The sequence below is a fragment of the Streptomyces sp. SM11 genome, from assembly GCF_002910905.1.
Taxonomy (GTDB): domain Bacteria; phylum Actinomycetota; class Actinomycetes; order Streptomycetales; family Streptomycetaceae; genus Streptomyces.
The window spans coordinates 2,208-24,919 of the sequence record NZ_NEUE01000138.1 but is presented as its reverse complement, the minus strand read 5'-3'; the positions used below and the strand labels follow the sequence as shown (position 1 = coordinate 24,919).

20 protein-coding genes and 1 pseudogene are annotated in these 22,712 nt (G+C 72.3%); 11 read left to right on the top strand and 10 right to left on the bottom strand.

Annotated features, from left to right (window positions below):
* Window positions 1-19: 19 nt before the first annotated feature.
* Window positions 20-667 carry a fasciclin domain-containing protein gene (locus B9S58_RS11060; RefSeq protein WP_103531943.1) on the bottom strand — a complete coding sequence of 216 codons (648 nt, stop codon included), beginning with the start codon at window positions 665-667 and terminating at the stop codon, window positions 20-22.
* Between the two features lie 402 nt (window positions 668-1,069).
* On the opposite strand from B9S58_RS11060, the pseudogene B9S58_RS11055 reads away from it, so the two are divergent.
* The 4 genes and pseudogenes from B9S58_RS11055 (at window position 1,070) to B9S58_RS11040 (ending at window position 5,275) form a co-directional block, all read left to right on the top strand.
* Window positions 1,070-2,343, top strand: a pseudogene (locus B9S58_RS11055) (NAD(P)/FAD-dependent oxidoreductase).
* A complete protein-coding gene (locus B9S58_RS11050; RefSeq protein WP_103531942.1) occupies window positions 2,337-3,062 on the top strand; it encodes a DUF1365 domain-containing protein in 726 nt (241 codons plus the stop codon). The pseudogene B9S58_RS11055 and the gene B9S58_RS11050 overlap by 7 nt, the downstream one beginning before the upstream one ends.
* The gene (locus B9S58_RS11045) at window positions 3,059-4,324 is read left to right on the top strand and encodes a cyclopropane-fatty-acyl-phospholipid synthase family protein (protein WP_103531941.1); all 1,266 of its coding nucleotides are present in this window, start codon (window positions 3,059-3,061) and stop codon (window positions 4,322-4,324) included. Before B9S58_RS11050 ends, B9S58_RS11045 begins: the two co-directional genes overlap by 4 nt.
* Window positions 4,325-4,471: 147 nt before the next feature.
* The gene (locus B9S58_RS11040) at window positions 4,472-5,275 is read left to right on the top strand and encodes a DUF1295 domain-containing protein (RefSeq protein ID WP_103531940.1); all 804 of its coding nucleotides are present in this window, start codon (window positions 4,472-4,474) and stop codon (window positions 5,273-5,275) included.
* A gap of 63 nt (window positions 5,276-5,338) precedes the next feature.
* Here the strand turns inward: B9S58_RS11040 and B9S58_RS11035 are convergent, their stop codons facing one another.
* The 5 genes from B9S58_RS11035 to B9S58_RS11015 all read right to left on the bottom strand — a co-directional run bounded on the left by B9S58_RS11035 (window position 5,339) and on the right by B9S58_RS11015 (window position 9,529).
* A complete protein-coding gene (locus B9S58_RS11035; RefSeq protein WP_103531939.1) occupies window positions 5,339-6,691 on the bottom strand; it encodes a deoxyribodipyrimidine photo-lyase in 1,353 nt (450 codons plus the stop codon).
* Window positions 6,692-6,729: 38 nt separating this feature from the next.
* Window positions 6,730-7,482: an anti-sigma factor domain-containing protein gene (locus B9S58_RS11030; RefSeq protein WP_103531938.1), complete on the bottom strand. Its 753-nt coding sequence runs from the start codon at window positions 7,480-7,482 to the stop codon at window positions 6,730-6,732.
* Entirely contained in the window at window positions 7,479-8,063 is a 585-nt protein-coding gene (locus tag B9S58_RS11025) for a sigma-70 family RNA polymerase sigma factor (protein ID WP_103531937.1), read from the bottom strand. Before B9S58_RS11025 ends, B9S58_RS11030 begins: the two co-directional genes overlap by 4 nt.
* A 90-nt stretch (window positions 8,064-8,153) precedes the next feature.
* The gene (locus tag B9S58_RS11020) at window positions 8,154-8,615 is read right to left on the bottom strand and encodes an ABA4-like family protein (RefSeq protein ID WP_103531936.1); all 462 of its coding nucleotides are present in this window, start codon (window positions 8,613-8,615) and stop codon (window positions 8,154-8,156) included.
* On the bottom strand, window positions 8,612-9,529 hold the full coding sequence (locus tag B9S58_RS11015) for a hypothetical protein (RefSeq protein WP_181009272.1): 918 nt from the start codon (window positions 9,527-9,529) through the stop codon (window positions 8,612-8,614). The genes B9S58_RS11020 and B9S58_RS11015 overlap by 4 nt, the downstream gene beginning before the upstream one ends.
* A gap of 167 nt (window positions 9,530-9,696) precedes the next feature.
* Between B9S58_RS11015 and B9S58_RS11010 the strand changes: the two genes are divergently transcribed.
* Window positions 9,697-10,431, top strand: coding sequence for a MerR family transcriptional regulator (locus B9S58_RS11010; protein WP_103531934.1), 735 nt, complete (start codon window positions 9,697-9,699; stop codon window positions 10,429-10,431).
* Window positions 10,432-10,601: 170 nt separating this feature from the next.
* Here the strand turns inward: B9S58_RS11010 and B9S58_RS11005 are convergent, their stop codons facing one another.
* Together B9S58_RS11005 and B9S58_RS11000 are read right to left on the bottom strand one after the other, a co-directional pair.
* On the bottom strand, window positions 10,602-11,453 hold the full coding sequence (locus tag B9S58_RS11005) for a siderophore-interacting protein (RefSeq protein WP_103531933.1): 852 nt from the start codon (window positions 11,451-11,453) through the stop codon (window positions 10,602-10,604).
* A 54-nt stretch (window positions 11,454-11,507) separates the two neighbouring features.
* Window positions 11,508-12,416: a 5'-3' exonuclease gene (locus tag B9S58_RS11000; protein ID WP_181009271.1), complete on the bottom strand. Its 909-nt coding sequence runs from the start codon at window positions 12,414-12,416 to the stop codon at window positions 11,508-11,510.
* A 321-nt stretch (window positions 12,417-12,737) separates the two neighbouring features.
* Between B9S58_RS11000 and B9S58_RS10995 the strand changes: the two genes are divergently transcribed.
* From B9S58_RS10995 to B9S58_RS10980, 4 genes are all read left to right on the top strand, one after another.
* Entirely contained in the window at window positions 12,738-13,814 is a 1,077-nt protein-coding gene (locus B9S58_RS10995) for a glycine betaine/L-proline ABC transporter ATP-binding protein (protein WP_103531931.1), read from the top strand.
* The gene (locus B9S58_RS10990) at window positions 13,807-16,434 is read left to right on the top strand and encodes an ABC transporter permease/substrate binding protein (protein ID WP_103531930.1); all 2,628 of its coding nucleotides are present in this window, start codon (window positions 13,807-13,809) and stop codon (window positions 16,432-16,434) included. Before B9S58_RS10995 ends, B9S58_RS10990 begins: the two co-directional genes overlap by 8 nt.
* Window positions 16,435-16,595: 161 nt before the next feature.
* Window positions 16,596-17,141 (top strand): helix-turn-helix domain-containing protein, encoded by a 546-nt coding sequence (locus B9S58_RS10985; protein ID WP_103531929.1) that lies wholly within the window; start codon window positions 16,596-16,598, stop codon window positions 17,139-17,141.
* Between the two features lie 30 nt (window positions 17,142-17,171).
* On the top strand, window positions 17,172-17,882 hold the full coding sequence (locus B9S58_RS10980; protein ID WP_103531928.1) for a helical backbone metal receptor: 711 nt from the start codon (window positions 17,172-17,174) through the stop codon (window positions 17,880-17,882).
* Here the strand turns inward: B9S58_RS10980 and B9S58_RS10975 are convergent.
* The gene (locus B9S58_RS10975) at window positions 17,821-19,008 is read right to left on the bottom strand and encodes a TDT family transporter (RefSeq protein ID WP_181009267.1); all 1,188 of its coding nucleotides are present in this window, start codon (window positions 19,006-19,008) and stop codon (window positions 17,821-17,823) included. The two genes, B9S58_RS10980 and B9S58_RS10975, sit on opposite strands and share 62 nt — an antisense overlap.
* Window positions 19,009-19,078: 70 nt before the next feature.
* Here B9S58_RS10975 and B9S58_RS10970 point away from each other — a divergent pair, with 70 nt between their 5' ends.
* Together B9S58_RS10970 and B9S58_RS10965 are read left to right on the top strand one after the other, a co-directional pair.
* On the top strand, window positions 19,079-20,014 hold the full coding sequence (locus tag B9S58_RS10970; protein WP_103531927.1) for a LysR family transcriptional regulator: 936 nt from the start codon (window positions 19,079-19,081) through the stop codon (window positions 20,012-20,014).
* 57 nt (window positions 20,015-20,071) lie between these two features.
* The gene (locus B9S58_RS10965; protein WP_103531926.1) at window positions 20,072-21,013 is read left to right on the top strand and encodes a DUF2510 domain-containing protein; all 942 of its coding nucleotides are present in this window, start codon (window positions 20,072-20,074) and stop codon (window positions 21,011-21,013) included.
* 57 nt (window positions 21,014-21,070) lie between these two features.
* Here B9S58_RS10965 and B9S58_RS10960 read toward each other — a convergent pair whose 3' ends face one another.
* Window positions 21,071-22,273: an amino acid deaminase/aldolase gene (locus B9S58_RS10960; RefSeq protein WP_103531925.1), complete on the bottom strand. Its 1,203-nt coding sequence runs from the start codon at window positions 22,271-22,273 to the stop codon at window positions 21,071-21,073.
* Window positions 22,274-22,712: the final 439 nt, after the last annotated feature.

Here is a 22,712-nt window from a genome sequence, read left to right as displayed (position 1 = left end):
CGTGGGGATTCCCGTGGGGCTACTTCGGGGGCATCAGGACCGTGTCGACGATGTAGACCGTCGCGTTGGCGGTCGGGACGTTGCCGCAGACGACCTTCGAGGAGTCGTTCACGGTGTACTCGACGCCGGAGCCGGTCGTCGTCAGCTTGCTCTTCTCCAGCGTGTCGAAGGACCCCTTCTCCAGCTGCCGCGGGGTCAGCTTCTCGCCCACCACGTGGTAGGTGAGGACCTTGGTGAGCTCGGCCTTGTCCGCCAGCAGCGCGTCCAGGTCGGCCTTCGGGATCTTCGCGAACGCATCGTTGGTCGGGGCGAACACCGTGATGTTCTCGGCGTTGTTGAGCGTGTCGACCAGGCCGGCCTGCTGCGCGGCGGCCACCAGCGTCGACAGCTCCTCGTTGTTCGAGGCGGCCGTGGCGACCGGGTCCTGCGCCATGCCGTCGAACGAGCCCGCGCCCTCCTTCGGCACCGACGCACAGGCCGGGCCGAACGGCTCGTCCACGGGCATCGAGTCATCGGCCGAGGGGCTCGCCGGCGCGGACGCGCTGGGCGTCGAGCCTGCCGCCGAGTCCTTGGAGGAATCGTCCGACGAGCAGGCGGTCAGCGTCAGAGGCAGCACAGCGGCTGCGGAAACGGCGACGGCCGCGCGGCGGAAGAGGAGCGTGTTCATGGAGTTTCTCCTGGATCGAAGGTTGTGGTGCGAAGAGCGGAGGGTGGGGCGAGGGGCGGGGGACTGCCGCCTGCCGGGCGCCGGCCGGATCCGTACGGCGTACCGGGGCGACGCGGCGGCGCACTCCGCATCCGGCGGCGGGGCCGCCGGGCGCGGTGACCACGGCACGCGCCGAGCGGGACCGCCGGGGCAGCAGCGACCTCCATCCGCGCGTCGTTCCGGTCCGCTCTCACACAGGGGGTTCGACGCCGGTCGGCCGGCGGATTGGTCCCGGGCTCCCCTTCACCCGATCGGATCGGATTCGGCGACCCGACCAATCCTTCCGGGCGTCGGCCACGAATGGACGGTAAGGAGCACTCCATCAGCGCTCCGACCAGCGTGGAAGGACCGGAGGGAGCCGGAATGGCAGGGCAAAGGCGGCGGACGGCCGTGGTGGGAGCCGGAGTGGCGGGACTCACCGCCGCCCACGTTCTCCGGGGCGCCCACGAGGTGACGCTGTACGAAGCGGACGGCCGTGCCGGAGGCCACGCCCACACTCATGATCTGGGCGCTTCCGACGGCCGGGTGCACCGCGTCGACTCCGGGTTCATCGTGCACAACCGGCGGACGTACCCCCATCTGCTGCGGCTCTTCGACGAACTCGGCGTCGCCACGCAGGAGTCCGAGATGTCGATGTCCGTACGGTGCGAGGGATGCGGCCTCGAGTACGCGGGGGCGCGCGGCCCGGCCGGGCTCTTCGCGCAGCCGGGTTCCGTCGTGCGCGGCCGCTATCTGCGGATGCTCGCCGAGGTGCCTCGGTTCCACCGCGCCGCACGGGCCCTGCAGGCGCTGCCGGAGAGCGGTGCGGGCGAGATGACGCTGGGGGAGTTCGCCCGGCGAGGGCGCTTCTCGCCGTACTTCCACGCCCACTTCCTCACCCCCATGGTCTCCGCCGTCTGGTCCTGCGACCCGGTCACCGCCCTGCGCTACCCGGCCCGCTACCTCTTCCGGTTCCTCGCCCACCACGGCATGCTCGCCGTCGGCGGCTCCCCGGTCTGGCGCACCGTCACCGGCGGGTCACGCGATTACGTCGACCGGGTCGTCAAGCAGCTCACCGCCGTGCACAGCGCGGCCCCGGTGCGCGCGATCACCCGGCACACGGACGGCGTCGACGTCACCACCGAGGACGGCACGACCACCCCGTACGACTCCGTCGTCATCGCCACCCACCCCGACCAGGCGCTGCGGCTGCTCGCCGACCCGACCGACGCCGAGCGCGGCACGCTCGGCGCGTTCCGGTACTCCCGCAACCCGACCCTGCTGCACACGGACACCGCCCTGCTGCCCCGTGCCCGGGGGCCCGGGCCTCCTGGAACTACCTGATGCTCTCGTGCGCCGCCGACGCCGACCACGTGACCGTCAGCTACGACATGAACCGGCTCCAACGGCTCGACGCGCCCGAGACCTTCGTGGTCACGCTGAACGGCTCCGACCGGGTCGACCCCGCCTCCGTACGCGCCCGCATGGTCTACGAGCACCCCGTCTACACCCCGGAGTCGGTAGCCGCCCAGGCCCGGCTGCCCGCCCTGTCCGGTCCCGTCACCGCCTACGCGGGGGCGTACCACGGCTGGGGGTTCCACGAGGACGGCTGCCGTTCGGGGGCCGAGGCCGCCGCCGCCCTGGGGGTGAGGTGGTGAACGCCCTTTATCCGTGCACCATCACGCACGTACGGAACCGGCCCACGAAGTACGCGTTCCGGCACCGTACGTATCTGTGGCTGATCGACCCCGACCGGCCGCCCCGGCTGCCGCGCGCCCTGCGGCCGCTGGCCCGGTTCGATGCCCGTGACCACTTCGGCGGTACCGCGCCCACCATCCGGGCCGGGCTCGAACGCTTCCTGCGTGCGCGGGGGGTGGAGCTCGGCGACGGGACCGTCACCATGCTCACCCACGCCCGGGTGTTCGGGTACGTCTTCAACCCGATCACCGTCTACTGGTGCCACCGCGCCGACGGCAGCCCCCTCTGCGTCGTCGCCGAGGTGCACAACACGTACGGCGGACGGCACGGCTACCTGCTGCGTCCCGACGGGGACCACCGAGCCGCGACCGGCAAGGAGTTCTACGTCTCGCCGTTCTTCCCCGTGGACGGCGGCTACCGGATGCGGCTGCCCGAACCCGGGTCCCGTCTCGACCTGAGTGTCTGTCTGGAGCGGGAAGGTCCGCGCCCGTTCACCGCGACCGTACGGGGCCGCCGCCGCCCGGCCACCCCTCGCGAGCTGGTGCGCCTCGCCCTGCGGCACCCCCTCTCCACCGTCCTCGTCTCCGCCGCGATCCGCCTGCACGGCATCCGTCTCCACCTGCGCGGGCTCCCCGTGCAGCCCCGTCCCCCGCACCGCCCGCAGGAAGGCATGCAGTGACCGCGCCCACCTCTGCGCCGCCGGCAGAACACACCCCCGGGACCGACCCGGAACGCTGGCCCGACGTCGTCACCCTCCCCCGGGTCTCCCGCGCCCGGACCGCCGTCGCCGAACGTGTCGTCCGCCGGACGCTGAGCCGGCTCCCCCTGCGCGCCCGCCTCGCGGGCACGCAGGACACAGGCCTCGGCGGGCCGCTCATGGCCATCCACGACCCCGACGCCTTCTTCCGCCGGATCGGCGCGAGCGGGCTCATCGGCTTCGGCGAGTCCTACATGGCGGGGGAGTGGGACGCGCCGGACCTCGTCGGCGTGCTGACCGTGTTCGCCGACAACGCCGCCGCCCTCGTCCCCCGGCCGCTGCAACGCCTGCGCGGGGTCTGGGCGCTGCGCAGGCCCGCCGCGCAGATGAACACCCCCGAAGGCTCCCGGGACAACATCAGTCACCACTACGACCTGTCCAACGAGCTCTTCGCCCTCTTTCTCGACGAGACGCTCTCCTACTCCTCCGCCGTCTTCCGCGGTTTCCCCGCCGAGTACGACCTGCTGCCCGCCGCCCAGCACCGCAAGATCGACCGGCTGCTGGACGCGGCCGGGGTCGGCGAGGGCACCCGCCTTCTGGAGATCGGCACCGGCTGGGGCGAACTGGCCATCCGCGCGGCCGCCCGCGGCGCCCGGGTCGTCACCGTCACCCTCTCCGCCGAACAGCGCGAACTGGCCCGTGCCCGCATCCGCGCGGCCGGGTACGAGGACCGCGTCGAGGTGCGGCTGAGCGACTACCGCCGGGTCACCGGCGACTACGACGCCATCGTCAACGTCGAGATGGTCGAGGCGGTCGGCGAGGAGTTCTGGCCGGTCTACTTCGGGACCCTGGACCGCGTGCTGGCCCCTGGCGGCCGGATCGCCCTCCAGGCCATCACCATGCCCGACGACCGGCTGCGCGCCAGCCGTTCCACGTACACCTGGATCCAGAAGTACATCTTCCCCGGCGGACTGCTGCCCTCCACCGAGGCGGTGGAGCGGATCACCACCGGCCACACCCGCCTGCGCACCACCCAGCGCATCGGCTTCGGCGCGCACTACGCCGAGACGCTCCGGCTGTGGCGGGAGAGGTTCACCGAACGGGCCGCCGAGGCCGACGCCCTCGGCTTCGACGCCGTCTTCCGCCGGATGTGGACCTTCTATCTCGCCTACTCCGAAGCGGGTTTCCGCTCCGGCTATCTCGATGTGCAGCAACTGCTGCTGACCCGCGAGGAGACCGAGTGACCACCGTCGCCACCAGGCCCAGCGAGACCGGACCTCCCGACGCGCCCACCGTCCCTGCGCGAACCCGCAGAGCGCTGGCCGGCCCCGGCCGCCGATGCCGGCCACCCGGCGGGACCGGTACGCACCGGGGGACCCGGGAGCGGACCGGTGAGCGGCTTCGCCTGGGAAGCGTTCGCGAACGGGCTCGCGGGCGCGGCCGTCGCCGCCCTCGGTGTCATGCTCGTCACCTTCGCCGTCGCCCTGAACAAGGGGGTGCACCGGATCGTCGACATCGCCTGGGGCGTCGGGTTCGCCGCCGTCGCCCTGGTCTCCTACGGCCTCTCGGCGGGCGCGGGCGACGACGGCCGCAGGCTCCTGGTGACCGCGCTGACCGTGATCTGGGGGCTGCGCCTCGCCGTCCACATCGGGCGGCGCGGCCGGGGCCACGGGGAGGACCCGCGCTACGCGAAGATGCTGGCCAAGGCCCCCGGTAACCCTGACCTGTACGCCCTGCGCAAGGTGTATCTGCTCCAGGGCGCGCTGGTCTGGCTCGTCTCGCTGCCGGTGCAGGCCGCGCAGTACCTCACCGCGCCCCTGGCCTGGTGGGCCTGGGCCGGGGTGCTCCTGTGGGCGGTCGGGCTCGCCTTCGAGGCGATCGGCGACGCACAGCTGGCCCGGTTCAAGGCCGACCCCGCCAACCAGGGGAAGATCATGGACCGGGGGCTGTGGTCCTGGACCCGCCATCCGAACTACTTCGGCGACTTCTGCGTCTGGTGGGGCCTGTTCCTTCTGGTCTGCCAGTCCCCGGCGGCCGCGGCCGCCACCGTCGTCGCCCCGCTGGTGATGACCTTCCTGCTGACGAAGGGCAGCGGTGCGGCCCTGCTGGAGCGTCATATGGCCGGCCGGCCCGGGTTCGACGCGTACGTCGCGCGGACCAGCGGCTTCTTCCCCCGGCCGCCGCGAAGCACCTGAGCACATTGACAGGGGCCCGTTCCGCGTCCAGCGGTACGGGCCCCTTCGCGTACCGTCGTCCGGTCAGTCCAGGCCGCGGGCGCGCTCGAACCGGGACCGGGCCTCGGCCAGGTCCACCACCGGGTCCGGGTAGTCCAGGCCCGCCAGCTTCCAGGGCTCGTGGATCGCGGCCCCCGTCAGCTCCGCCAGCTCCGGCACCCAACGCCGTACGTAGGCGCCCCGCGGATCGAAGCGTTTGCCCTGGATCACCGGGTTGAGCACCCGGTTGGGCCGGGTGTCCGTGCCGGTTCCCGCCACCCACTGCCAGTTCAGCTGATTGTTCGCCAGGTCGCCGTCGACCAGAAGGTCCAGAAAGTGCCGGGCACCCACCCGCCAGTCCACGTACAGCGTCTTGGTGAGGAAGCTCGCGGCCAGCATCCGGCCCCGGTTGTGCATCCAGCCCTCGTGCGCGAGCTGCCGCATCGCCGCGTCCACCAGCGGATAGCCCGTCCGCCCGGTCCGCCAGGCGTCGATCTCGTCCTCGTCGGAGCGCCAGCGGTCCCGGCGCGGCCGGTAGTCGGACCAGGAGGCGTCGGGGCGGGCCGCGAGGACCTGGTGGTGGAAGTCGCGCCAGGCCAGCTGTCGCACGAACGCCTCGCCGCCGGGCCCGCCCTTCTCCCGCGCGCGGTGGACCAGTTCGGCGGCGGAGACCGTACCGAAGTGCAGATGGGGGGAGAGCCGGGACGTCGCGTCCCCGGCCAGATCGTCGTGGCCATCCTCGTAGCCGGCCATCGGTCCGTTCAGCCAGGACGTGACCAGCTTGCGGGCCACGTCCTCGCCGCCCCGGGCGAGACCGGGAGAGAGGTTCCCGACCGTGTCCCGGTCCGGGAGCGGGTCGCTCGCCACGCGGTCCGGCACCCGGACCGTCCGCGGAGCCGTCAGCGTGCCCCGTACTCCCTCCGCCTCCCAACGGCGGAAGTACGGGGTGAACACCGCGAAGTGGTCCTTGCCGCCGGTCGGGACCACCCGGCCCGGAGCCACCGCGGTGACCACCGCGTCATGGACGCGCAGTTCGCACCCGGTGCCCGCCAGGGCCTCCCGGATCCGCTCCTCGCGCCGCGCCGCGTACCGGCTGACCCCGGCGGCGACGTGCACGGAGGCCGCCCCGGTCTCCTCGGCCACCCGCTTCACCGCGGTGGCCGCCTCTCCCCGGCGGACGACCAGCCGGCCGCCCCGGTGGCGGAGTCCGGCGTCCAGAGCGCCCAGACAGTCGGCGAGGAACGCCAGCCGGTTGGGCGCGTCGAACCCGGCCCGGTGGACGGCGTCGTCCCGCACGAACAGTGGGACGACCTCGTCCGCGTCCCGCAGGGCGGCACGCAGCACCGGGTTGTCGTGGACTCGCAGGTCGGAGGTGAACAGCACCACCGCGACACTCATGGAACGGGTGCTCCCTTGCGGTAATCGTGGGCGAGCGGTCAGGCGGCGGGGAAGTCCATCAGCGCCACCGGCGACGAGGTCGGTTCGGCGGACCCGCCGGCGGGCTCGACCGTGATGCCCATCCCGGACGCCCGGTCCACCGGACCGTCCAGCAGGACCGTGTCGTCGCTCGCCGTCGGGTCCATCAGACCGGCCGAACGCATCGTGCCCTCGTCGTTGAACCAGAGCTGGTAGACCTTGCCGCTCGGCGGCCGTTCCATGCCCGAGGCCAGGAACACCGCACGGTTCCGGCTCTGCGAGACGACAACGGTGCCGTGCGCGCCGCCGGTCAGCTCGCCCGATGCGGTCCTGGCGTCCGGGGCGGAGAGCACCTGTGCCAGCTGCTCGTTCTGCCGCTGTGCCTGATCGGCCTCCTGCCGGGCGTCCTGCGCCACCTGGTTCTGCCAGACCGCGACCCCGCCGAACGCGGCGGCCGCGGCGATGCAGGCGGCGAGCGCGTAGGCCCACCGCCGGCCGGTGCGTCCGCCCCCGCCGGTCCGCTCCCGTCTGCCGGGCGCCGGAGTCTCCTGGCGTACGGTCGTGATCTCCCGCAACACCCTCTCGCGCAGCTCGCGCGGAGGGGGCTCGGCGACGGCGAGGCCGAGCCGGGCGGCGGTGGCCGACAGCTCCCGCACCTCCTGGGCGCAGGCCTCGCAGTCCGCCAGGTGCCGCTCGAACGCCTGCCGTTCGGACTCCGGCAGCGCATGCAGGGCGTAGGCCCCGGTCAGCGTGTGCAGCTCGGCCGTACTCATGCGCTCACCCCCAGGCAGTCGCGAAGGCGGATCAGGCCGTCGCGGAGTCGTGTCTTGATGGTGCCCAGCGGCACGGCGAGGAGTTCGGAAACCTCACGGTAGGTCAGGCCCCGGTAGTAGGCCAGCGTCACCGACTCCCGTTGCAGCGTGGACAGGGTGCGCATACAGCGCCGTACCTGTTCTCTCTCCAACCGGGTCTCGACCTGTTCGGACACCTCGTCGAAAGCGGGCGTCCGGTCCAGCAGCGCCGCCTTGTGCTCCCGGGCTGCCGCGGCCTCGGCCGAGCGGACCCGGTCGACGGCCCGGTGGTGGGCCAGGGTCAGCACCCAGTTCATCGCGCTGCCCCGGGAGGCCTGGAAGCGGGGCGCGGTCCGCCAGACCTCCACCAGCACCTCCTGCGCCACCTCCTCAGACTGCGCCGGATCGCGGAGCACGCTGCGCACCAGGCCGAGCACGGGCCCGCTCACCGCGTCGTACACCGTGGCGAACGCGTCCTGGTCGCCCCGCGCGACCCGCACCAGGAGCTCCTGGAGATCGGGACCGGGCGAGGGCACCCCACTGATGTGTACGGCTTCCTTCACGCGGGTTCCTCCCGGGACGATCGTCGATTCCGGGAGTGATTCGGAGCGGACGGCCGTGCGGATTGGTCAGGTGTTGGCGATCTTTCCAGATCAGGTCCCGGAAGGACGCGCGCCTCGGTCGGCGGGCGCTTCGCGCCGCCGCGGCCGGACGGCGCGGACGGCGAGGAAGATCAGCAGCCCGAACGGCGACAGCAGGATCGTCAGGACCAGCAGCGGCCCCATCAGCCACGGCGGGAGCCCCAGCTTCCGGCTCTGGAGGTACATCCACTGCCCGAGCAGGAGATCCCAGGCGATCACCTGCGCCCAGATCGCGCCCGCTCCGCCGGCCAGCGCCGTCAGCTCACGGAAGGTGTCGATGTCAGGGCTGCTCACCGCCGTCCAGAGCTCCGGGAACACCGGCACGGCCATGACGGCGTAGACGGCGAGCACCGGCAGCACGGTCAGCGGCGAGGCGACGACGCGGGCGGTGCCGGACCAGGTGGGGGCGAAGATCATCAGCAGCCAGAACGGGGCGGCCAGATAGAACGTGACCTCGAAGAGTGCGCCGGTCATGCCACGGGTTCCTTGTCCTCGGGAGCGGTACGGATCCGGTGTGCGGTCGCCGTCGGGCGCAGGGCGGTCCGTATGCCGCTGGCCACCGCCGCGAGGATCGCTCCGGCGGCGAGCAGCGTGGCCCCGTCCGGATGGATCAGCGGCTGGCCCCGGAGCGCCTGCCAGGTGATGAGTACGACGAGTGCCGCGTAGCCGCCGACGGCGACCCGTACGAGGCGCAGACGTGTCCCGGCGTCGCGCAGCGGGGCGAGGCGGGGTGCGAGTGCGACCAGCGCGATCAGCAGGAGCGGTATCAGCTGGAGGGCGTGCATGCCCACGAAGTGCGGGGCACGCAGATCACCGCCGGTCGTCGACCAGCCGGTCAGGGCCATGGACGGGCCGCCGTCGGGTACACCCACGGAGTGCGCGCCGATGATGTCGGCGGTGTCGAGGTTCCCGGCCGCCCGCTGGCCCTCGCTCGGCAGGGTCATCAGGAAGCCGAGGGCCGCACCGGCCATGGCGATCAGCAGGCTGCCCCGGACGGCCAGGGCCGTCGCGCGGTCGGCGATGCGGGTGCGCAGCAGCAGGACGGCTATCACCAGGGTGGCCGTCCACAGGGCGACGATGGTCATCCCCATCGCGTCCCAGAGTGCCGAGTCGAAGGCGGTCGCGGTGTTGAAGTGGCTGCGTTTCCCGCGGACGACCTGCACGGTGATGATCACCATCTCGGCCAGACTCGTCAGCACGACGAGGTGTCCGGCCCACCGGCCGGTCCGCCGCCCGCGCGTGAGGAGCGTCAGCATCCAGGCCAGCGTCAGGCAGTACGCGGCGAAGGACACGGAGAACTTGAACGGCTTCGCCCAGATCGGCGCGCCCACCAGGACCCGGTCGTCGATCACGAGGCCGACGGCGGAGACGACGGCGAATGCGGCCATCGCGGCGGAGAAGACGACTAGTGGGCGATGCCAGGAACGCCATGACGACATGGGGACCCCCTGTGACGACGGTGGAGAAGTATGGATAGCCACACTACCCGCTATCTGATAGAGGGACTATCTATGATGGGTGTGGTTTCTGGCAAGGGCAGAAGGGCGAACGCGCGGTGCGCATCGGTGAATTGAGTCGCAGGTCCGGGGTTTCGGTACCGACGATCAAGTACTACCTCCGTGAAGGGCTGCTGTCCGCAGGGGAGTTGACCAGCCCGAACCAGGCGCACTACGGCCCCGGGCACGAGCGCAGACTGCGCCTCATCCGGGCGCTGCTGGACGTCGGCGGCCTGTCGCTCGCCGCCATCGGCGAGGTCCTGGAAGTCATGGACGACCCCGAGCAGCCGGTGCACAAGGTGCTCGGCATCGCGGCGGACGGCATCACGCCGACCGGCGAGGAGGAACCGGGTCCCGAACTGGAGGACGCGCGCGAGGAGGTGGCCGAGCTGCTGCGGCGGCGCGACTGGCAGGCCGACGAGCAGTGCCCCGCCGCCGAATCCCTGGCGGAGGTGCTGGCCGCGCTGCGCAGGGCCGGGCACGGCGGGTACGCCGAGCTGCTGGACGCCTACGCGGATGCTGCCGAGCCGGTCGCCCGCGCCGACCTCGACTACGTACAGCGGCGGGTCGCCCGGGAGGACCTGGTCGAGAGTGTCGTCGTGGGGACCGTCCTCGGCGAGGCGATGTTCGGCGCGCTGCGGAGGCTGGCGCACATCGACGTGTCCTTCCGGCGCTTCGAGTCCCCGGGGCGCCTCTCCGGCCCGGCGGAGAAGGGCGGGCCGGTGGACGGCCGTGCGGATCCATCGGAGGAAGGTGCTCCGGGAGGCGCTTCGGGCGGCGCTCCTGAGCTCTGAGGCCGACGCGCGGACCCCGCCCGCCGCGCTGTGCGGCGGACGGGGTCCGATGGTCTGCTCGCCGGGCGGCCCGGGGCGGGATGCTCCGGGCGGGGCCGTCGCCGGCCTCCCGGGGCCCGGCTCGGCGGCCCTGGGAGGCCGCTCCGGGCCGCGCCGTCGTCGGGGTGGGGCTACGCGGAGGTCGTCCCGCTCTCCTGCTCGCGCTCCACCTGCTCGTTCCACTCGCGCTTCACGGCGCGCCAGGCGTCGTCGTTCTGGCCGGCGCGCCAGTAGCCCGAGATCGACAGCTGTGCCAGCGGAATCTGCCGCTCCACGCGCAGATGCCGGCGGATCTCCTTCACAAAGCCCGCCTCCCCGTGCACGAACGCCTGGACCTCGCCCTCGGGGAAGTCCAGCCCCTTCACGGCCGCTGTCAGCAGCTCGCCGACGGGCCGGTCGCCGCGGTGCAGCCAGGTCACGGCCACCCCGTCGGGCGTCACGATCTTCTGCTCCTCCGCGGCGTCCGACACCTCCACGAAGGCGTGCACCAGCGCACCCGACGGCATCTGCTCCAGCGCCGCCGCGATCGCTGGCAGTGCGCTCTCGTCGCCGACCAGCAGGTGCCAGTCCGCCGACGCCTCCGGGCCGTAACCGCCGCCGGGGCCGAGGAAGGTCACCTGCTCGCCTACCCGGGCCCGCTGCGCCCACGGTCCTGCGAGGCCCGCGTCGCCGTGCACGACGAAGTCGACGGCCATCTCCCGGGCGACCGGGTCCCACGAGCGCACCGTGTAGGTGCGGGTGGTGGGCCACAGCTCGCGCGGGTAGTTCTCGCGGATGGCGGCCATGTCGAACGGGTGGGCGTAGTCCGCACCCTCGGGCGCGAAGCACAGCTTGATGTAGTGGTCGGTGAAGCCGGAGAGGGTGAAGTCCGCGAGCCCCTCGCCGCCGAGGACCACCCGCACCATGTGCGGGGTGATCTGCTCGGTGCGCACGACCTGCGCCCCCTGGGCCTTGGGTCCCTGCCGGGCCGGCCGCTCTGCCACGAGGTACTCCTCTGGTTCGCACACTGAAGACTTAGGTATACCTAAGCTAGCACCTCAGTGCTGAAGGACGGTCAGCAGTCGCTGAAGTGCTCCGCCCAGCCCCCACTGCTCCGCCAGCGCCTCCAGGGCGGCCGGGTCGTGCGGCTCGCGCGGCAGTGCCGGATCGAAGTCGGGCAGGGGGACGTCCCCGGCCACCCGGACCACCTTCGGCGCGACGGCCACATAGGCGCGCGACTCATCCAGCCGCTTGCGCTGCGACGGGGTCAGCTTCGCCTTCGGGTCGTCCACCGCCGCCATGATCCCGTCGAGATCGCCGTACGCGTCCAGCAGCTTCGCCGCCGTCTTCTCGCCGATGCCGGGGACGCCCGGGAGTCCGTCGCTCGGGTCGCCGCGGAGCAGTGCCAGGTCGACGTACCCCGCGCCGTCCACGCCGTACTTCTCGCGCAGCCACGCCTCGTCGGTCACCTGAAGGGTGCCGACGCCCTTGAGCGGGTAGAGCACGCGCACCTGGCGGGCGTCGTCGACCAGCTGATACAGGTCGCGGTCGCCGGTGACGATGTCCACCGGACCGGTCGCCCGCCCCGTGAGGGTGCCGATGACGTCGTCCGCCTCGTACGGCGTGACGCCGACCCGGGCGATCCCGAGCGCCGCCAGCACGTCCTCGATGATCGGGACCTGCGGGGACAGCGTGTCGGGGATCTCCTCCTCGTCCGCCTGCCCGGCGGGCGTCTCCTCGGCGACCCGGTGCGCCTTGTACGTCGGGATCAGGTCGACCCGCCACTGCGGGCGCCAGTCGTTGTCCCAGCAGGCGACCAGGTCGTCCGGCCGGTGGTCGTGCACCAGGCGGCCGATGAAGTCGAGGAGGCCGCGCACGGCGTTCACGGGCGTCCCGTCCGGCGCGCGCACCGAGTCGGGCACGCCGAAGTAGGCGCGGAAGTACAGGGAAGCGGTGTCGAGGAGCATCAGGCGTCGCGTCACAGACCCGATGATGCCCCACCGCACCCACAGTCGCTCCGGGTAACCGCCTACTGCCCCTCCGTCGCAGGTCGGTGACCTGGGTCACTGTCGCGTTTGGTTCGTGTAAGCGTGGGCATGCGCGCCACCGGAGCGGATCACGTCGCATCTTCAACTAGTGCATGTGCCACGCGGACAGAGCCCGCATTGCTCCACGGTCTCCCGGAGGGGGGTGGCAGACCGTTCTTCGGTTCAACGCGTGAGGTGTATGTGTCCAGGCTGCAAGCCGAACACTTGTACAAAGTCTTTGGCAGACGACCCGACGAAGCCGTGCGGAAGCTCGAGAGCGGTACCGGTCGCGACGAGTTGCGCGCCGACGGCACGACCGCAGCGGTGATCGACGCCTCGTTCACCGTGGAGCCGGGGCAGATCTTTGTCGTCATGGGGTTGTCCGGCTCGGGCAAGTCCACCCTGCTGCGCATGCTGAACGGTCTGCTCGAGCCGACCGCGGGCCGTGTGCTGTTCGACGGCCAGGACCTCACCGCCCTGAGCCCCCGCGACCTGCGGCACGTCCGCTCCACCAAGATCAGCATGGTGTTCCAGCACTTCGCGCTCTTCCCCCACCGGAGCGTCCTGGAGAACGCCGCGTACGGTCTGGAGGTCCAGGGCGTGTCGCGTGAGGAGCGTGAGGTGCGCGCCGCCGAGGCACTGCGGCTGACCGGCCTCGAAGGCTGGGAGAAGTCCTGGCCCGACGAGCTGTCCGGCGGTATGCAGCAGCGCGTGGGTCTCGCCCGCGCCCTGGCCACCGACGCCGACCTGCTGCTCATGGACGAGTCCTTCAGCGCGCTCGACCCGCTGATCCGCCGTGACATGCAGGACCAGCTCCTGGAGCTCCAGAAGCGCCTGAAGAAGACCATCGTCTTCATCACCCACGACCTCAACGAGGCCATGCGCCTGGGCGACCGGATCGCCGTGATGCGTGACGGGGAGATCGTCCAGCTCGGCACCGCCGAGGACATCCTCGTCACCCCGGCCAACGACTACGTCGCCTCCTTCACCCAGGACGTCGACCGCTCCCGGGTGCTCACCGCGGGCGCGATCATGGCCGAGGCGCACACCGTGATGGGCACCAAGGCGGCGGACGGCAAGGAACTCCGCACCCCGCAGGACGTGCTGGCCGCGGCCCCCGCCACGGTCCCGGAGTCCACGCCGATCATCGACCTGTTCACGCCCTGCTCGCAGAGCTCGAACCCGGTCGCCGTGACCGACGCCAAGGGCAAGCTCGTCGGCGTCGTCCCCAGCTCCCGGCTGCTCGCCGTCCTCGGCGAGCCGATGACCCCGGCCGAGGCCCCCCGAGGCACCGAGTCCGCGGCCGCGGACGGCGTGAAGAAGGTGGCCGGTGTTTAGGTTCCCCCTCGGCGAATGGGTCGACTCCGCGGTCGACTGGCTGCAGACCCACCTCGCCTGGCTCTTCGACACCATCAGCACCGTCGTCGGCGGCATGTTCGACGGCATAGCCGCCGTTCTGTCCGCCCCCGCGCCGCTGCTGTTCGCGGGCATCGTCGCCGTCATCGCCTGGTGGCTGCGCGGCCTGCCCGCCGCACTGCTCACCTTCGTCGGGTTCGCCCTCATCGACTCCGTCGAGCTGTGGGACGAGGCGATGGACACCCTCACCCTGGTGCTCGTCGCGACGCTCGTCACCCTGGTCATCGCCGTGCCGCTGGGCATCTGGGCCTCCCGGTCCAGGACGGTCAGCGCGATCACCCGGCCGGTCCTGGACTTCATGCAGACCATGCCCGCCATGGTCTACCTGATCCCCGGCGTCATCTTCTTCGGCGTCGGCGTGGTCCCCGGCATCATCGCCACCATCATCTTCGCGCTGCCCCCGGGCGTCCGGATGACTGAACTCGGCATCCGCCAGGTCGACGGCGAACTGGTCGAGGCGGCCGAGGCCTTCGGCACCACCTCGCGCAACACCCTGCTGCGCGTCCAACTGCCGCTCGCCCTGCCCACGATCATGGCCGGAATCAACCAGGTCATCATGCTCGGCCTCTCCATGGTCGTCATCGCGGGCATGGTCGGCGGCGGCGGCCTCGGCGGCTCCGTCTACCGCGCCATCGGCAACGTCGACGTCGGCCTCGGCTTCGAGGCGGGCATCTCCATCGTCATCCTCGCCATGTACCTGGACCGGATGACCGGCGCGCTGGGCACCGAGGTCTCCCCGCTGGGCCGCCGTGCGGTCGCCAAGGCCCAGGCCATGGCCGACGGCTGGAAGATCTGGACCTACCGTCCGCAGGCCCGCATCGCGGCCGTCGGCGTCGTCGTCCTCGCGCTCGTCGCGGGCAGCATGAGCATCTTCGGCAGCGGCTCCGAGGACGACACCGCCGGAAAGGCCGCCCGGATCGGCGACGGTAAAAAGGTCAGCATCGGCTACATCCCGTGGGACGAGGGCATCGCCTCCACGTTCCTCTGGAAGGAGATGCTGGAGCGGCGCGGCTTCGAGGTCGACGTCAAGCAGTACGAGGCCGGCGCGCTGTACACCGGCATGGCCAACGGGCAGATCGACTTCCAGACCGACTCCTGGCTGCCGGTCACCCACGCCAGCTACTGGGAGAAGTACCAGGACAGCCTGGAGGACCTCGGCGCGTGGTTCGCCCCGACCTCCCTGGAGCTCGCCGTCCCCGCGTACATGAAGGACGTCCAGTCGATGGACGACCTGAAGGGCCGGGCCTCCGAGTTCAAGGACCGGATCGTCGGCATCGAGCCGAGCGCCGGCGAGATGGGCCTGCTCAAGGACAAGCTGCTGCCGGGCTACGGCCTGGACGAGGAGTACAAGCTCATCGACGGCTCCACGCCGTCCATGCTGGCCGAGCTGAAGCGCGCGTACGCCAAGAAGGAACCGATCGTCGTTCCGCTCTGGTCGCCGCACTGGGCGTACAACGAGTACGACCTCACCAAGCTCAAGGACCCCAAGGGTCTCTGGGGCGAGGGTGACGGCGTCCACACCCTGGCGCGCAAGGGCTTCTCCACCGAGAACCCCGTGGTCAGCACCTGGCTGAAGAACTTCAAGATGACCGAGGTCCAGCTCACCAGCCTGGAAGCCCAGATCCAGAAGTCCGGCTCCGGCAAGGAGCAGGAAGCCGTCCGCACCTGGCTCAAGGCCAACCCGGGCGTCGCCGACAAGTGGTCCCCGGTCCCGAAGGACGCCAAGGCGGCCGACGGCAAGGACGAGCGCGACCGTGCCCTGGAGGTCGCCTGGTTCCCGTGGGAGGAGGACATCGCCGCCACGTACCTGTGGAAGGCGGTCCTGGAGGAGCGCGGCTACAAGGTCAACCTCAAGCAGTTCGAGGTGGGTCCCATGTACGCGGCCATGTCACGCGGTCAGATCGACGTGCAGTTCGACGGCTGGCTGCCGTACACCCAGAAGAACTACTGGGACAAGTACGGCGACAAGCTGACCGACATCGGCTCCTGGTACGGGCCGACCTCCGTCGAGGTCGCCGTCCCCGACTACGTCAAGGACGTCAAGTCCCTCGACGACCTCAAGGGCAAGGGCTCCGACTTCAAGGGCCGGATCGTCGGCATCGAGCCCGGCGCCGCCGCCATGGAGAACCTCAAGAAGAACGTCCTGCCGCAGTACGGCCTGGACAAGGAGTTCGAGGTCCTCGACTCCTCCACGCCCGGCATGCTGGCCGAGCTGAAGCGCGCGTACGCCAAGAAGGAGCCCGTCGCGGTCCTGCTGTGGACCCCGCACTGGGCGTACAACGAGTACGGCATGACCAAGCTCAAGGACCCCAAGAAGACGTTCGGTGACGGCGACCGGCTGCACACCATCGCCTCCAAGGAGTTCCCGGAGCAGTACCCGCAGCTGACGAAGTGGTTCAAGGACTTCAAGCTCACCGAGAAGCAGCTCGGCGGTCTGGAGAACGAGATCCAGAGGCACGGCGTGGGGCACGAGGAGGAAGCCGTGAAGGCCTGGATGGACGAAAACCCGGGCATCGCGGACACCATGGCACCCCAGCAGTAGTTCCCGCGGGGACGAAAGCACAGGTCGAAAGGGGTGGCTCCGCCTTCGGGCGGGGCCACCCCTTCCGGCTGCCCGGGGGTCGTTTGCCGGACGTCGTGCACAACCATGTGCGTAAGGTGCTGGCAACCGGGAGGATGGCGGGGGCGGGAGGGAGCTGGGACATGGACGACAAGGACACACCGAGAGTGGGTGCCGCCGTCCGCCGACGGCGCAGAACCCTGGGGCTCACGCTGGCCGCTGTCGCCTCGCGCAGCGGCCTCTCCGTGCCCTTCCTCAGCCAGATCGAGAACGAGCGCGCCCGTCCCAGCGCCCGTTCCCTCGGCCGGGTCGCCGAGGCGCTGGAGACCACCACCGAGCGGCTGCGGGCCGCCGCCGACTCCGCCCGCGCCGTGGACGTCGTCCGGGCCGAGGAGGGCGAGGGCGTACGCCGCCTGGTGCGCGGCCGCCATCAGCTCAGCGCCCTGGAGTTCACCGGCGAGCCGGACCTCGGGCGCGAGTTCCAGCACCGCAACGACGAACTGATGTACGTCGTCGAGGGCGCCGTCGACGTCGAGGCCGAGGGCCAGGTCCACCGCCTGGAGCACGGCGACACCCTGTTCCTCTCCGGCGGGGTCCGCCACCGCTGGCGCGCCACCGTGCCCGGCACCCGGCTCCTGGTCGTCTCGGTGGCCGAACACATCGACGCCACCTTCGACTCGCGCCGCTGAGCCCGTCGTTTCCTTCCCGAAAGGCGTCCCGTGCGCGTCGTCTCCCTGGTCCCCTCGCTCACCGAGGCCGTCGCCCGCACCGCACCCGGGCTGCTCGCTGGCGTCACCGACTGGTGCACGCACCCCGTGGACCTCACCGCCGCCCGGATCGGCGGCACGAAGAACCCGGACGTGGCCGCGATCACCGCCCTCGCCCCCGACCTCGTGATCGCCAACGAGGAGGAGAACCGGGCCCCCGACCTCGACGCGCTCCGGGCCGCCGGGACCGACGTCCTGGTCACCGAGGTCCGCACCCTGGACCAGGCCTTCGCCGAACTGCACCGCGTCCTCGTCGACGGCTGCGGGCTCGCCCGGCCCCGCTGGCTGGACGAGGCCGAGGCCGCCTGGGCCGCCCTGCGCGCGCCCTCCGGGAGCCCGCGCCCCGCCGTCGTGCCGATCTGGCGCAGACCCTGGATGGTCCTCGGCCGCGACACCTTCGCCGGCGACCTCCTCGCCCGCCTCGGCATCCGCAACGTGTACGCGGACCACGCCGAGCGTTACCCGCGCATCCCGCCCGACGAGCTGAACGCCTCCGGGGCCGAGCTGGTCGTGCTGCCCGACGAGCCCTACCGCTTCACCGCGGACGACGGACCCGAGGCCTTCCCCGCCCTGCCCGCCGCACTCGTCGACGGGCGGCTGCTCACCTGGTACGGGCCGTCGCTGGCCGAGGCGGCACGGGTGCTGCCGTCAGCGCTCCGCTGAACACCCCGCGCGCCGTCCGCGTCCCGGCCGCCGCCCACGCCACCACGAGGAGCACGTACAGCGCCACCGCCAGCCAGGTCAGCGCGTCGAGACCGGTGTGCCGCGCCAGACCGGCCGCCCCGGTCACACAGGTACCGACGGGGAAGGTGAACGCCCACCACGTCATCGCGAACCCCATCCCGTTCCGCGCGGCCCGCACCACCATCGCGGTCGCCAGGGCCAGCCACAGCAGCGCGAAGCCCATCACCGGCACCCCGTACAGCACGGCGAACGCGCCGAACGCGGAGGCGTAGGAAGCCCCGACCGCACCCGGGGCCACGTCGGCCAGCTGGTTGACGGCGGTCGTCGACTGCCCGAGCGGCCCCAGCACCAGAAACAGCGTCGGGGTCAGCGCGAGCGGCAGCGGACCGTGGTGGACCAGCCGGGAGAAGACCAGCGGCAGCACGACCAGCGTGGCCAGCAACGACAGGCCGAACATCGCGTAGCAGGCCAGCAGCAGCGCCTCACGCCCCTGCCCGGCGGCGACGTGCGGCACCAGCAGCGCGCCCTGCGAGGCCGACACCATCGGGGCGACCAGCGGCAGCAGCCAGACCGGCGACGCGGACCCGGGCGCGGGACGGTGGCGTACGACCATCAGATACGGCACCACGACGGCGGCCACCAGGCCGATCGCCGTACCCGCCACGAACAGCACGACGTCCACCGCGAGTGCCGCCCGCAAGCCCACCACGTCCGCGCCCACCGTCAGGGTGGCCCCGCCGACGGCCATCAGCGCCATCGACAGACAGCCGTAGAACGGGGCGACGGCCGGGTCCAGCAGGTGGGCGCGCGCCTGGTCGCGGTGGCAGAGCCAGTGCCCGGCCCGCGCGGTGAGCACGGCCAGGAGCAGCACGGCCGACAGCGCCCACACGACGGTGCACGCGGCGCGCAGACCGGGAGCGTCCACCGGGAGCGTCGCGCCGGCGCTCGCCACGATCGCGGTGCCCATCACGCTCGCGTACCAGTTCGGGCCGATGTGCCGCAGGGAAGGCAGCCGTCGTGTGTCCGGCCGCCCGTCCGCCCCACCAGGGAGAAGAGCGGCGACGGGGGGCGGTACAACGGTCCGGGTCTGCGGAAGGATGGCCATGCCACGATCCTTGGCGGTAGGGCCCCCGCCCGCCAGGGACCCCGTTCCTATGAGGTCATAAGCTGGCTTTATGGCCGGCGACGACGCGCACGCACCCCACATCCCCCTCTCCCACCGGGTCCCCGACCTCGGGGCGCTGGAACTGCTGCTCGCCGTCGCCCGGCACGGCAGCCTCGGGCGGGCCGCCCGGGACGTCGGCATCACCCAGCCCGCCGCCTCCAGCCGCGTCCGGTCCATGGAGCGGCAGCTCGGCGTCGCCCTGCTGGACCGCTCCCCGCGCGGCTCCCGGCTCACCGACGCGGGCGCCCTGGTCACCGACTGGGCACGCCGGGTCGTCGAGGCGGCGGAGGCCTTCGACGCGGGCACCCAGGCGCTGCGCGACCGCCGCGACTCCCGGCTGCGGGTCGTCGCCAGCATGACGATCGCCGAATACCTGCTGCCGGGCTGGCTGATCGCCCTGCGCGGCGAGCGGCCGGACACCGCGGTCTCGCTCCTCGTCGGCAACTCCGCGGCCGTCGCCCGCCGCCTGGTCACCGGGGAGGCCGACCTCGGCTTCGTCGAGGGCCTGTCGATACCGGAGGGCCTCGACGGCACCGTCATCGCCCACGACCGCCTCGTCGTCGTGGTCGCCCCCAGCCACGCGTGGGCCCGCCGCCGCACCCCGCTGCTGCCCGGCGAACTCGCCGCCACCCCGCTGATCCTGCGCGAACACGGTTCCGGCACCCGCCAGGTCCTGGACGCGGCGCTCTCCGTGCACGGCGGACTGGCCCAGCCCCTGCTGGAACTCTCCTCCACCACCGCGGTCAAGGGCGCGGCGGAGAGCGGCGCGGGCCCCTGCGTCCTGAGCGAACTGGCCCTGGGTGAGGAGCTGTCGTCCCGCCGCCTGGTCAAGGTCCCCGTCGCGGGCGTACGGCTGCGCCGCCAGCTGCGCGCCGTCTGGCCCGGGGGGCACCGCCCCACCGGTCCCGCCCGCGACCTGCTGTCCCTGACCGGCCGGGACGCCTGACCCGGAGAAGGCCGGAGCCCCGGCGACCGTGCCGGAGCCGGACCCTAGAGTGTGGGCATGAGTTTCGCGACGCCGCCCGGCTGGTATCCGGACACGGGCGCACCCGGCCTTGAGCGCTGGTGGGACGGCGCGTCCTGGACCGCGCACACCCGCCCAGTGGCGGCCGCCCACGCCGCACCGGAGGGGTTCGGACCGCCGTCGTTTCCGCACCAGCGCGACCCCCACGACGGTTCCGGCGGCGGCAGCCGCACGAAGGTCCTGGCGATCACGCTCTGTGGCGTACTGGTCCTGGGCGCGGCCGTCACCGGCGCGGTGCTGCTGGGCCGCGACGACAGCGGGACGCCGGCGGCTCCGCCGACGACCGCCTCGTCCCCGGCCCCCGTCACCACTCCGACGGCCTCCGCCTCCGCCTCCGCCGAGCCCGACCCGGACGAGGACCCCACCGTCCTGGTCGACCAGCTCAACGGGGTCACGCTGCCCGTCCCGAAGGGCTGGGAGAAGCCGGAGAACACCTCCGACGACATCCCTACCATCCGCACCGAGCAGTCCTACGACTGCCCCGGCGCCGCGTCGTTCTGCTACCACGGCACGGTCACCACCCACACGGCCCGGGGTGCCGAGAACGATCCCGAGGCACTGGCCGAGGCCGATATCGTCACCGCCGCCGACCGGGCCTTCGAGGAGGACAGCCTCGGCCGGCGCACCCACGGCGGCATCCGGTCCCACAAGGTGATCGAGGCGCGGGAGCTGACCGTCGCGGGCCGCACCGGCTATCTGGTGCGCTGGCAGGTCACCACCGGCAAGGGGCCCGGCGGGTACGTGCAGTCCGTCGCCTTCCCGTCCTCGGTGGGCACCGAGACCCCGGTGATCGTCCGCTTCGCCTTCGACGCGGACATCCCCGACCTGCCACTCTCCCTGATGGACACGATCACCCGGGGCATCCGTCCGCTCGGCGGGAGCGGGGCGAGCAGCGGCGTGGGCGCGTCGATCGGCCCCTGAACCCCACACGCCGCAGACCCCGTCGGGCCGGGCTGGGCCGGGCTGGGCCGGGTCAGGTCAGAGGAAGGTCTGCCCCTCGCCCCGGTACGTCGGAACGCTCGCCGTGACCCGGTCGCCCTCGATCAGGTACAGCGCGTCGAAGCGCTCGCACAGCTCCCCGGCCTTGGCGTGCCGGAACCAGACCTTGTCGCCGATCAGCAGGTCGTCGGCGGGGGAGCCCAGCAGCGGCGTCTGCACCTCGCCCGCGCCCTCCTGCACGTCGTAGCGCAGCCCCTCCGGCAGATACGGCACCGGCGAGCGGTCCGCCCCGGCCGCGCCGGACGCCGGATAGCCGCCCCCGAGCACCGTCACGACGCCCACGCCGGGCCGGCGGACCACGGGCTGTGCGAACAGGGCCGCCGGGCGGCCGGTGAACGACGTGTAGTTGTCGAACAGCCGGGGCACGTACAGCCCCGAACCGGCCGCGATCTCCGTCACCGAGGCCTCGGCAGCCGTGTGCTGCACGCTGCCCGTGCCGCCGCCGTTCACGAACTCCAGGTCCGGCACGACCGCCCGGACCGCCCGCACGACCTCGGCCCGGCGCACCGCCAGCTCCTTGCGGGCGGCGGACTGCATCAGCCGGATCGCCCGGGACCGCAGCGGCCGCCCCGCCAGCGCGTCGCCGACCCCGGCGACATGCCCCTCGTACGCCATCAGACCCACCAGCCGGAAGCCCGGCCGCCGGGCCACCGAGCGGGCCAGCTCGGCGAGCTGCGCGGGGGAGCGCAGCGGGGAGCGCAGCGCCCCGATCCGGACCCGGCCGCCCAGCATCCGCAGCGAGGTGTCCAGCTCCAGGCAGACCCGGATCTCCTCCTGTCCGCCCGCCCGGGAGGCGTCGATGAGCTCCAGCTGGGCGTGGTCGTCGACCATCACGGTCACGGCCCCGGCGAGCTTCGGATCGGCGGCCAGCTCGGCGAACGCGGCCCGGTCGGCCGACGGGTAGGCCAGCAGGACGTCGTCGAACCCGGCCCGCGCCAGCCACAGCGACTCCGCCAGCGTGTACGACATGATCCCGGCGAACCCGGGACGCGCGAGCACCCGCTCCAGCAGGGCCCGGCACCGCACCGACTTGCTCGCCACCCGGACAGGTTTCCCGCCCGCCCGCCGCACCAGATCGTCGGCGTTTGCGTCGAACGCGTCCAGATCGACGATCGCGATCGGGGCGTCGAGATGGGCGGTGGCCCGGTTGTACCGGGTCCGGTCAGCGGCGCGGGCAGTCATGGCCGCAGCTTGCCAGAGAGCCGCTACGGCTGGGTAGGGGGACGATCAGGACAGATCCTCCGCCGACCGGGGCGTCCCGTTCCCCGCCGTTCGCCCGCAGCCCGTAGAGTGACGTGCACGCGAGCACCAACGGGCCTGTCAGCGGCGGTGATCCGTGGTCGGTACGAGGACGTGTAAGCAGGGGGCCGGATGAGTACCGAAGCGCAGCGCGCCCCTGTGCCGCCCCGCCCCACCACCCCTCCGACGGCCCCGGCTTCCGCCCCCACGACTTCCGCCCGCACCGCCGAGTCAGCGCCCCCGGTCCGTCCGGCGGCTTCGGCCCCACAAAAAGCACCCGCCGCACCGGCTCCGGCCCCGGTTCGTCCGGTCGCGCCGGCAGCTCCGGCCCAGCAGGTCCCACCGGTCCGTCCGGCTCCGTCAGCCACTCCCAGGCCGCAGG